Here is a 9,671-nt window from a genome sequence, read left to right on the forward strand (position 1 = left end):
GAATGTAAGGATACGACAGAGTCGAATGGTATTTATCCCGTCAAGATCCCTCAGTAATGACATTTTTTTCCTTCGTAAGCACCTGGCTGGTCGACTTCTCCCATGATATAAATAACATTTGAACCTGCGCGGATTTCTTCTTCCTGTTTAGGGACGAAGATTGTGGTTCCTGGTTGTAGGGTAGGTAGTAGAGAAATATCACCGCTATCTAGATATTCTTTAAGATTGAAAATCTGAGGTTTATTGTTGCTGATCACTCGAATCTGCTCAACGGATGCGTAGCGGGTCACACCTCCTGAACGCATCAGAATGTCGACTAAATCAGAATTTTCTTTGTAGCTAAACGAGCCCGGAGCATTCACCTCGCCAAATACTTTAATCGCTGTGCGACCGTCAGCACTGTCACCTGAATTAGCCAGTTTACTGGCATCAAACTGTTGCTCTATGTTTCCGACCAAAGGAGAGGCGGGAATGAAAATAGTGTCTAAAGACATAAGTTTCGGCAACAAAGTTTCGTCACCAGTATCAAGAAAACTCTTATAATTAAAAGGAAACTTATCGTTACCACGTTTGAGGAGCAAATTGTCGAGTTGGGCGCCAGAGCGTAGCCCTCCGGCTGCGTGGATTGCCATTTGCACATCGGCACTTTTAGTTAGGGTGTATTCGCCGGGAGAGTTTACATATCCTTGTATAGAAATAAGAATTTGCTGCTCAGCAATATAAACGGACGCGGTAGAGAGGTCTCGATATACTTTTCCCAGAGCTTCTAACACCGCTGTTTCAAGTTGTTCTTCTGTGTATCCTGCGACATATAAGGCCCCCACCTCGGGTAAATTGATGCGGCCGCGTTTGTCTACTTGAAAGCCTTTATTGAGCGTTTCTTCTCCTGGCAGGTTCACTTGAACCATGTCACCAATTTGTACCCGCTCTTGTTGCGAGTATGCAGGAAAAGTGAGACCGAGTAATAATATGATTAATAATAGCTTATTCCATATCATAGTAGCCTCCGTTCAGCTTATTCTCCGCAAGATCTTTTGTTTCAATGATTTCAATACTTACCCTACGGTTAGTCAGTCTTACTCCATCGGACTGGCCTTCAAAGAGCGGGAGACTTTCTCCAACTGATTTCGCCTTTATTCGGCTGGGTTCGAGACCAAATATGGTTAGATAACGTGTAACCTGCTTTGCTCTTCCCATAGCTAGCTTTTGGTTGTCAAGCTCGTTACCAATGGCATCAGTATGCCCAGTAACAATGAGGTTAAGGGATTTGTGCTCGCGCAAAATGTTGGCGGCTTGGGCCAAATGCCCCATGTATTTGGGATTTACCTCAGTAGATTTAAATGCAAACTGGTTATCGACGTTTAGTATTTTATAAAGCTTATCAATGACGGCGAGTTGTTGTTGAAAACTGAAGTCGTCGTGAGGCGGGGCACATTTAGCTTGTGAAGTTACATAATCGAGTTGTCTTTCAAGTTCATCGAGGCGCTTTCTTTGGATAACTATATCGTTGGCGGCATCGAGTAATAGACCTCCCTCTAATTCGCGAGCGATTCTATTTTGTTTTTCAATTGCTTGTACTACTGCTGCAGGAAAGCACCAACGGGCTCCTTCCCTAATTAAAGAGTCCAAATGAAGTTTGGCAAGTTGCCAATCAAAGCGAAGTCCGTGTTCTGGTCCAAGAGGTTCATCGGGCATGACGGGAGTAAAGCTAGATTGGATGTATTGCTCTGCAAGTCCACCTCGACCTTCATCGGGATAACTGCTACAGCCAATGGTTGCTATGCTGGTGAAAGCTAGGGCCATATATTTACAAAAGTTAACCATGCCAACGTCCTTTGTTAGTGCCCGTGCTCCCGCTTATAGATTTAGTGAGTGCGAGAGTTCACAGGAATTGCCTTATCTATTCTCAATAGGTTAATGATCTCTAGTGGCTGACCTGTTACGTTTTCAATACGCATCTGACGCTCACGTTCAACGAGGCGCTTATACAGATAAACCAGCGCGCCAACGCCAGAGGAATCCAAAAAGCCCACATTGCGGAAGTCGATTTCAATTTCCAAATGTTGGTCAGCAATGATTTCATCAATGTGTTTTTGCGCAAAACGACTACCATCAGCATCAAGATTGCCGTTGATCTCAAGTGTAAGCATTTCAGAAGTTGTTTTTATTGTGCGTAATTCCATTTTTGTATCTCCTCACGTAGTGTTGTTATCTGAGAAGAGCAGTTTACGTGCCAAAAAATAAATGCTTAATATTCAATGCAATATGAAAAAATTATAGTCAATTCTCATATTGGTAAGTCGGTTTTCTCAATATGAGAAGCGCTTCGACGATGTGACGTACTTGTACAATCCTTAGCTAATCAGAACCGTTTAATTGATAGTTTTGTTTTGTTTTATTCGTTTTGAACATACTCAAATCATAGACGGTTCTTGTTGATTTTTTTGGTGCTTGACCAACAATCAAGCTTTATTGGTTTAAAGCGGATAAAACATATGAATATCAAACTAAATTGTGTTGCTATCGCTTTGTTGTCTTCGTTACCCTGTAATGCAGCAGTGGAAAGCAAAGATAATAAACATGTTTCTGTAATGCTAGCCGAGCTGTATGAGTCGGACGTTGATGTCAATAAATATTGGAAGAGTGAAAAGCTTGATGGTATTAGAGCCATTTGGGATGGAAATACCCTCAGAACACGAAGTGGTCGCAAACTATATGCACCCTTTTGGTTTATCGACGCATTACCTGATGAAATGTTGGAAGGCGAATTGTGGGCTGGGAGAGGAAATTTCAATTTAGTCCAAAATACGGTTTTGGATACAATTCCAACGGAAGCCGCGTGGCAAAAAGTCCGCTTTATGTTGTTTGATGCGCCGCGAGTAACAGGTGATTATATTGCGCGTTACAAATATATTGTTAATTTGGTTGATTCCATTCAAGCTGACCACGTTGATTTTGTGGAACACACCCCGATCAGTTCTGAACAAGATCTGACTCGTTACTTTGACCAGATAAATGACGCCAATGGGGAGGGCGTTATGCTGAGACAGTTTAAGGGTGAATACAAAAGTGGGAGAGGGGATCAATTGCTCAAGATGAAGCGGCACAACGATGACGAAGCTATCATTGTTGGCTACAGAACTGGAAAAGGAAAACTAGAGGGGATGGTCGGAGCGTTACTCGTTCAACTGGACTCAGGTCTCCAATTTTACATTGGAAGCGGGCTAAGTGACCAGTTAAGAGCATCACCGCCTAAACTTGGTTCAAGAATCACTTTTAGACACAATGGTTATACGCATAAAGGCATCCCTAAATTTGCTCGCTTTTTGAGAGTAAGAGTCGATTATGTTACGGACTAGGATTGACGCCACAACGAGTGAATAGGTCTTGCCAATACTTAACATGGGCTAACGATGCTTCTCTAAAGGCTTGGTGATATGTCCTTATTGGATATTGGTATTTTGCATGGCCATTTTCTGTAAAGTTGAGATAGGGGTTGAGATCATTGTAGGTACTGTCAATTTGGGCTAGGTAAGGCTGAATTCCCTCAATAAAGAATTCATGAAATACATTTCTCAAGTAATTAAATTGGGTTCTATCTCTGTTAGTTTGACACACTATGGTTTCATCATATTCTCTGAGTTGCTTGGTTACGGCTTGTAGCTTTTGAGTTGTGTTCAACATGGAATAGCTCAGCTTACCAATAACAGGGTTCTTGTCTAGGACTTCCTGATAGGGTGTTAGCATCACTGACATTTTCGAATAGTCGAGATTGTGGCTAGACAATAAAGCCATGTCTATCTGTTTGAGAGCGTCCAGAACAATAGTGCTTTCTTTGGATTTTTGTAAGGTTAAATAAGAAGATGATTGCATTTGATTTCTCATCGCATCACTTCCGAATAGTAAATTGGAGAGATGTTTTGGAAGTTGGAATTGCTTTATTTTCTGAATGTCTGCCAGCTGAGACTTCAATTCATCAGAGATATAGGGGCTTTCTATGCAACTATTTAATCCGTAGGTCAGTGTTATTTGGTAATCATAGTTGCGGAAATGGTCCTGAACTTTCCCTAATATGGAGTTTCGTTGAGCAATTAAAGAAAACAATCCACACTTTCTCAATTCATAGCTATCGAGAAATCCAATATTAACAGCAGGTATTTCGATAAGTAGTGTTCTTTTATTGGGTAATGTGACAGGTTTATTTTGGGGTACAGCAACGGTTGGACGGTCTTGTATATTGGCGATACGAGATATGTACGTTGCAACCGTTTGATCAAAGGTATCTTGATAGAAATCGCAAGACATAAGCATAGCGGCAGAAAGTAAAACGACGTAAATTCGCATGATTTCCCCAATTAGCTCAAGTTTGCCCAAAGATCAGAGTTGTCTATTTTTAAATCAACCCAATATAAAGTTTATCCTCTACTTTTCTGCAAAGCTTAGTTGAACTTTGTCGGGTTGTTGGTGCATCCAGTAGAGACGAGTGGCGAGCATCACAGCCGCAGAAGACAGCCCGACAATAAAACCAATCCAAAAACCTTTAGCGCCCATAGGCTCGAAAATCCAGTCAGTCATCGCAAGGATATAACCTATGGGTAGGCCCAGAATCCAGTAGGCGATAAAAGTACATTTGAAGATCGCGGACATATCTTTGTATCCTCTAAGAGCACCGGCAGCGACAACTTGTATTGCATCCGTCACTTGATACAGAGCAGCAAACAATAGTAATTGCATTGCAATGCTGATCACCGCTCTGTTGTCTGTGTAAAGTAGAGCAATAAACTCACGAAACGATACGGTTAAAAGAGCGGTGACTAATGCCAATATGACTGAAATGCCTACCGCTACCTGAGATGCGATCATTGCCCCTCGAACATCATTCTCACCTAAACTATGACCCACGCGAATACTTGTTGCGGCGCCAACACTCATTGGGAGCATGAAAATCAATGAGGAAAAATTCATGGCTACTTGATGAGCGGCTACCGTTATTGGGCCGAGAGGAGCGATGAGGATGGCGACAACGGCAAACAGGGTGACTTCAAAAAAGAGTGCAGCAGCAACAGGGAAACCGAGCTTGAATAGCCGTGTCAGTGATGGCCAGTGGGGTTTGTAAAATTGCCCAAACAAATCTATGTGGGCAAATCTTTTTGTTGTGACCACATATAGCAAAAGCAACATGAACATTAGCCAGTAAACAATAGCAGTAGCTACGCCGCAGCCTACGCCACCAAGTGCGGGCGCGCCAAACTTACCATACACAAATATCCAGTTAAGAGGAACGTTGCATACAAGGCCTATAAAACCAATCACCATTGCTGGTTGTGTGAGTGACATGCCATCAGTGAAGCTGCGCAAGGCTTGAAATAGCAAAAATGCGGGTACGGCATAAATAACGGCGTGCATGTAGCCCTCAGTCTTTTCAGCCATGAGTGCTTCTACATTCATCCAACCAATGATTGTCGATGTTTGAAATAAGATAGTAATGATCGGAATAGAAATCAGTATGGCTAATATGCAGCCCTGTTGAATTTCAAAAGGTATTTTCACCTGCCTGCCAGAACCATTTAGCTGAGCGACGACTGGAACAAGTGCCATTAGTAAACCTACGCCAAACAAAATTGAGGGTAACCAAATACTGGATGCGACCGATACCGCAGCCATATCGATCGCGCTCACACCGCCCGCCATAACGGTATCAACAAACCCCATCCCCGTTTGCGCTACAGATGCAATTAATACAGGGATTGCAAGTTTGACTAGCTTGGTTACTTCTTTTTTGTAGAGGTGCACTTAGGACTCCAAAAATTCGGGTGTCGTAACTTGGATTAATACCCCAAGTTTGAAAAACACCTAGAAATACTACGTTGGCTGGGCATTAGCAAGGCTGCTTTTAGAAATGATAATTTATTGTCGAGCGAACCACCACAGAAACATCATAGTTGCGTCACTTGGATTGGTGTGAACCCCGATTTTTATGGCTATCCAACAAACGACTCTAAGTTTAATGTACTTTTTCAACCTAGTCAGTCGTCGCTAGATTTAGAATATTTGTTCATCGTCGGCATCGATAGAAAGTTCGATTTGATCCAACTGCTCGTTTAACGTCATGGTTAAATGGATGGTATGGCAACATGCTGGGCAGTCTTCGTAAAAGTTCTGGTTTCCACCACTTGTGTCTAATTCAATACCAATTCTATGCCCACAGTGAGGACAAGAAACTCTCTTTTCGGAAAATTGACGCATGATCTTCTCCTTTACAACTTTGTATGAAAATGATGCTTTAACCATCTGCATCAAGCCATTCGACTTGATGCAAACTACCATGGTCAGTCCCTATGTATCATAGCTGCGTAGTTAATACATAAAGCATAACTAAACTTATGGGGAACTTTAGATTATATTTACTGAAAATACGGACAGGGGTGAATAAGCACTTGAATTTTTTAACGTTCAATGAAATTCACTTTCTAAAATTTTTGGGTTAAGGTTTTTGATTAATATGAAAGAATATGATTAATTGTCGTCTCACATTGATCCAAGTATATGCCGCCAAATTGATTATAATGGTTCAATAAGTGGTAGAGATTATAAATTTCCTTGCGTTGGTGATAGTTAGCATCGAGAGGAAAAACACTCTCATAACCACGATAAAAATCTGGATGAAACTTAGAAAAAAGCTCAGTCATTGCGAGGTCACATTCTCTGTCTCCCCAATAACATGCTGGGTCAAAGCAGACTGGCCCGAATGGTGAAGTGGCAACGTTTCCACGCCAAAGATCACCGTGAATTAAAGAAGCTCTAGGTTGATGATGAGCAAGGCGGTCTTGAATGAGGTGGGTAAAATCATCAATCTCGACTAAGGTTACGCCTTTTTCTTTTAAAAGCTGAAGTTGCCAACCGATACGTTGCTCAGCGAAAAAACGTCCCCATTTCTTGTCCCATTTATTAGGCTGCAGTGTTGAACCAATGTAATTGTCTTGGTCAAAACCGTACTCTTTTTGTTCTCCCCAAAGATGTAATTTGGCAAGCTGTTGGCCAAACAGATAAGAGTCATCAGCCTCATCAAGAGGTTTGAGTGGAAGATAGTTAAGGATCAGAAACGCATGATCCTTATTTTTTCCAGTTAGTATATGCTCTGGGACTGAGACCATTTCACTTTGTCTAAGAGCATGAATATTTTCTGCCTCAATCTCAAAATTAGGATAGAAGTCACTTTGGTTGATTTTAACAAAATAGCGCTGCTCACCATCGCTTATCATGTAGCAATCGTTTATGTCGCCTCCATTGATAGCTTTCTTTTCAACAATATCAAAAGAGAACATGAGTGTGTCAGATAGTTGGTCTGCAATCGCTTGCCACATATTTTGATTCACCATGATAAGTATGATGCTGATATTGTAGAATAAGGCTCTATTCAAATCTTAATCAGACGGCAAAAATTTCAACTGTTTAACTGAACTCTTGGACAAATTAACTATTATGTGATCCTAATCATGATATCAGCCGACAATTTGAAAATGCCAACTTAAATGAACTACAAATATACAGGTTAATCTACTGTTAGGCTCTTGTCGGAGCAATACTTAGCATGATGCAATGTAATGAGTTTTATTCATGTATCTGAATCGAGTTGGGTTGTGAAAAATCATTGATATGTCTTAGTATTAAATAGTGGCTCGAAAAACATAAAAATGAATGGAGAACGACAGTGGTTGTTGAAACCGATGGCTACCTTGCACTGATTGAGCATCTGGCTTTTAATCTCGATGTTTTTTCATCAGATGATGGGGATATTGGAGCAGAAAGCGTTGAAGATGTGGTCACCGATATGGTGGCTAGTAATATCATGACAATTTTTGAGCAAAACCCTGAGCTACATTCTACAGTTCGCTTCCAGCTTTTAAAAGAAGTAGATTCTGTGGTCGAGGACTTGGGTGAAGTTCTTGCTGGGGTTTGGTCAAAGCCGGCCACCAACGAACAAATTGCCTTTCTCGACGAATTTATCGCGCTTTTGAAAAACTTATTTGATTCTGCGGTAGCGAAATACGACTAAAGTTAATCTAACTCAGGCGGTGAATATACCCGTCTGAAATGCCAGAATGTTGAAGCCCAATACGGGTTGTCCAATCTAGAAATCACGACTCCTTTTGACGTTGACGCATGCATGAATCGTTTTTGCCCGAGATATACGCCCACATGTCTTACTGAAGGAGATGTCTTGAAAAATGCTAAATCTCCCACCTGAGCATCATCATACTCGACTTGTTGTCCCACTTTAACCTGTAATTTAGTGGTTCTAGGTAGACGTAACTTAACCGTATTTAAGTACGCCAACTGAACGAAAGCTGAACAATCTATTCCATATTGGTTATTTCCCCCCAGTCGATAAGGTACGCCTTCCCAGTCATGATAAAAACTCAGAAAGTCAATCTTCAACTCATTTGCAGCGGGTGACACTAATCCATCAAAATGCGTTGGTTCTGAGCGATCTTCTTTTATATGGGATGTGCAACCTGCTATGGTGAGCCATAGTATCGTTGCCAAAGCCTGTCTTATTCGTCTATCCATGATTTCCATTCTTAGTGATTTCTAAATGGTTGAGTGAGCATGTTGTCAATTCTTTGCTCGCTGGCTGTTTGAAATTGAGTGATGCCTATTTTTATACCTTGATGCCCAAGCTCTGGTTGGTCGGTGTAAGTATTAAAACATCTATCCCAGATGGACAAAAAGAAGCCAAAATTTGAATGTGTTTCTTGTGGATTTCTGGAATGATGGACTCTATGCATGTCTGGTGTGACGATTATTTTTCTCATTAATGAGTCCAAATCAAGTGATAATCGAGCATTGCTATGATTAAACATGGCACTGGCATTAAGGATGATTTCAAACACAATCACAGTAATGGGAGAGATGCCTAATAAAACAATCGCAGCAATTTTAAGCCACATCGATAGAATTATTTCTATCGGATGAAATCGTGTTCCTGTAGTGACATCGATGTCTTGATCACTATGATGCATTCTATGTAATCTCCACAGCCAAGGTATTTTGTGAAAGATAAGGTGCTGAGAATAGATTACGAAATCAAGGATCAAAATGCCTAGGAAAAACTCGGCAAGTGTTGGTAATTTAATGGCGTGCATAAGTCCCCAACTGTTTTGCTGCGCAATATTGGCTGCATCAAAGGCAAGAATTGGCATAAAAATACTTAGGCAAAGAGAGTTGAGTGATACTAGGCCGAGATTATTTGCCCATCGGTAGGTCTTGTTTTGGCTAAGTCTCCGTCTAGGCATTTTCCATTCCCAAAGGGCACATAACAATAACACGGCTATAAATATACTAAGTCGAATGATATCTGGGCTGTCCATAATATGGTTTTCTCCCTCCCTTGTTTGCAACATTTCGGTTGCAATGTAAACTTGAACTCTTTGTTATTATCTATCAATTTTCATGAGAATCCACGCCTATCATCATCTGTACGAACAGCGTTTGCTATCTTCAACTCGGGTCTATCAAGCTAGAGGTAGCAAGGTTAAGCGATGTTCGTTTTGTCAAGTTGAGCAACGCCTTTGTCTGTGTTCATATCAGCCCAACATCAATACAGATTGTGATCACCAAGCGATTCTGTCGTACCTTAATTACCAAGCGACTTTGTCATTACGTTAACT

At 41.2% G+C, this 9,671-nt stretch carries 10 protein-coding genes and 1 pseudogene; 2 read left to right on the plus strand and 9 right to left on the minus strand.

The features are described from left to right. Positions 1–62: 62 nt before the first annotated feature. From QQK21_RS18965 to QQK21_RS18975, 3 genes and pseudogenes are all read right to left on the minus strand, one after another. A pseudogene (locus tag QQK21_RS18965) lies at positions 63–998 on the minus strand (polysaccharide biosynthesis/export family protein); the annotation flags it as partial. Next, a complete protein-coding gene (locus QQK21_RS18970) occupies positions 985–1,824 on the minus strand; it encodes an OmpA family protein (protein ID WP_284193747.1) in 840 nt (279 codons plus the stop codon). The pseudogene QQK21_RS18965 and the gene QQK21_RS18970, both read right to left, overlap by 14 nt. Positions 1,825–1,865: 41 nt before the next feature. Further along, positions 1,866–2,183, minus strand: coding sequence for an STAS domain-containing protein (locus QQK21_RS18975; protein WP_284193748.1), 318 nt, complete (start codon positions 2,181–2,183; stop codon positions 1,866–1,868). Positions 2,184–2,495: 312 nt separating this feature from the next. On the opposite strand from QQK21_RS18975, the gene QQK21_RS18980 reads away from it, so the two are divergent. Next, positions 2,496–3,359 (plus strand): DNA ligase, encoded by an 864-nt coding sequence (locus QQK21_RS18980; RefSeq protein WP_284193749.1) that lies wholly within the window; start codon positions 2,496–2,498, stop codon positions 3,357–3,359. On the opposite strand, the gene QQK21_RS18985 is transcribed toward QQK21_RS18980, so the two are convergent. The 4 genes from QQK21_RS18985 to QQK21_RS19000 form a co-directional block, all read right to left on the minus strand. Continuing rightward, the gene (locus QQK21_RS18985; RefSeq protein ID WP_284193750.1) at positions 3,349–4,344 is read right to left on the minus strand and encodes a DUF3080 family protein; all 996 of its coding nucleotides are present in this window, start codon (positions 4,342–4,344) and stop codon (positions 3,349–3,351) included. The two genes, QQK21_RS18980 and QQK21_RS18985, sit on opposite strands and share 11 nt — an antisense overlap. A gap of 78 nt (positions 4,345–4,422) precedes the next feature. Further along, positions 4,423–5,793: an MATE family efflux transporter gene (locus QQK21_RS18990; protein WP_284193751.1), complete on the minus strand. Its 1,371-nt coding sequence runs from the start codon at positions 5,791–5,793 to the stop codon at positions 4,423–4,425. 249 nt (positions 5,794–6,042) lie between these two features. Continuing rightward, on the minus strand, positions 6,043–6,246 hold the full coding sequence (locus tag QQK21_RS18995) for a CPXCG motif-containing cysteine-rich protein (protein ID WP_284193752.1): 204 nt from the start codon (positions 6,244–6,246) through the stop codon (positions 6,043–6,045). Positions 6,247–6,497: 251 nt separating this feature from the next. Beyond that, entirely contained in the window at positions 6,498–7,364 is an 867-nt protein-coding gene (locus QQK21_RS19000; RefSeq protein ID WP_284193753.1) for a fructosamine kinase family protein, read from the minus strand. A gap of 347 nt (positions 7,365–7,711) precedes the next feature. Between QQK21_RS19000 and QQK21_RS19005 the strand changes: the two genes are divergently transcribed. After that, positions 7,712–8,056, plus strand: a complete 345-nt coding sequence (locus tag QQK21_RS19005; RefSeq protein WP_284193754.1) for a DUF3802 family protein — start codon at positions 7,712–7,714, stop codon at positions 8,054–8,056. Between the two features lie 2 nt (positions 8,057–8,058). Here QQK21_RS19005 and QQK21_RS19010 read toward each other — a convergent pair whose 3' ends face one another. Then, positions 8,059–8,571, minus strand: a complete 513-nt coding sequence (locus QQK21_RS19010) for a C40 family peptidase (RefSeq protein WP_284193755.1) — start codon at positions 8,569–8,571, stop codon at positions 8,059–8,061. 11 nt (positions 8,572–8,582) lie between these two features. Beyond that, a complete protein-coding gene (locus QQK21_RS19015; RefSeq protein ID WP_284193756.1) occupies positions 8,583–9,371 on the minus strand; it encodes a sterol desaturase family protein in 789 nt (262 codons plus the stop codon). Positions 9,372–9,671 lie beyond the last annotated feature (300 nt).

Origin of the sequence: Vibrio zhanjiangensis, assembly GCF_030161235.1 — a bacterium.
Classification (GTDB): domain Bacteria; phylum Pseudomonadota; class Gammaproteobacteria; order Enterobacterales; family Vibrionaceae; genus Vibrio; species Vibrio zhanjiangensis.

Excerpts from the sequence above, each read along its gene's own strand:
- QQK21_RS18970 (WP_284193747.1), bottom strand. The coding sequence starts at position 1,824 with ATGGTTAACTTTTGTAAATATATGGCCCTAGCTTTCACCAGCATAGCA.
- QQK21_RS19000 (WP_284193753.1), bottom strand. The coding sequence starts at position 7,364 with ATGTGGCAAGCGATTGCAGACCAACTATCTGACACACTCATGTTCTCT.
- QQK21_RS18995 (WP_284193752.1), bottom strand. The coding sequence starts at position 6,246 with ATGCGTCAATTTTCCGAAAAGAGAGTTTCTTGTCCTCACTGTGGGCAT.
- QQK21_RS18980 (WP_284193749.1), top strand. The coding sequence starts at position 2,496 with ATGAATATCAAACTAAATTGTGTTGCTATCGCTTTGTTGTCTTCGTTA.
- QQK21_RS19015 (WP_284193756.1), bottom strand. The coding sequence starts at position 9,371 with ATGGACAGCCCAGATATCATTCGACTTAGTATATTTATAGCCGTGTTA.
- QQK21_RS18975 (WP_284193748.1), bottom strand. The coding sequence starts at position 2,183 with ATGGAATTACGCACAATAAAAACAACTTCTGAAATGCTTACACTTGAG.
- QQK21_RS19010 (WP_284193755.1), bottom strand. The coding sequence starts at position 8,571 with ATGGATAGACGAATAAGACAGGCTTTGGCAACGATACTATGGCTCACC.
- QQK21_RS18985 (WP_284193750.1), bottom strand. The coding sequence starts at position 4,344 with ATGCGAATTTACGTCGTTTTACTTTCTGCCGCTATGCTTATGTCTTGC.